Genomic DNA, 635 nt, shown 5'->3' on the forward strand with positions numbered 1-635 from the left:
TGTTGATTGTCACTGAGAACTGACCCGGCGGGGGTGCGGACGAAAAGTTGGACTATCTTGGAGATAGTTCATGTACAGCTACGAAGATCGAATGCGCGCGGTTGAGCTTTATATCAAGCTCGGCAAGCGTTTGGGGGCCACCATCCGTGAGTTGGGGTATCCAACGAAGAATGCCTTGAAAGGCTGGCATCGAGAGTATGAACGTCGGCAGGACTTGCAAATACGTTCAGCGCCGCGCCCGCCTAAATTCTCGGCGGCACAAAAGCAGGTGGCGTTAGAGCATTATGCAAGCCATGGACGCTGCGCGCTTTAGGCTATCCAGGCCGAGCCACCCTGACGGCTTGGGTGCGCGAGGCGTTTCCTGACACGAAAACGGTCTCCAATGCGACATATGGCCCAGGAAATCACTCTGACGCCGTGAAGCAGGCTGCTGTGGTCGGGCTCTATAATCGCCAAGAAAGTGCCCAGGCCTTGGCCGAAAAGTTCGGAGTTAGTCGGCCGACGCTCTATGCTTGGAAGACTCAGATCCTTGGCCCGGAGGCTCCTGCCATGATGAAACGCAAGAAGAGTGCCCCTTATCCAGAGCTTGAAGAATTGGAACGTCAGCGTGAAGCCCTGCAGCGCGACATCCGCGA

General features: G+C 56.1%; 1 pseudogene. It reads left to right on the forward strand.

From position 1 onward, the window contains the following. Positions 1-70: 70 nt before the first annotated feature. Positions 71-635 (forward strand): annotated as a pseudogene (locus ACNQ62_RS03380) (transposase); the annotation flags it as partial.

It is taken from the genome of Sulfitobacter sp. SBS6 (assembly GCF_048285585.1).
Classification (GTDB): Bacteria; Pseudomonadota; Alphaproteobacteria; order Rhodobacterales; family Rhodobacteraceae; genus Sulfitobacter; species Sulfitobacter pontiacus.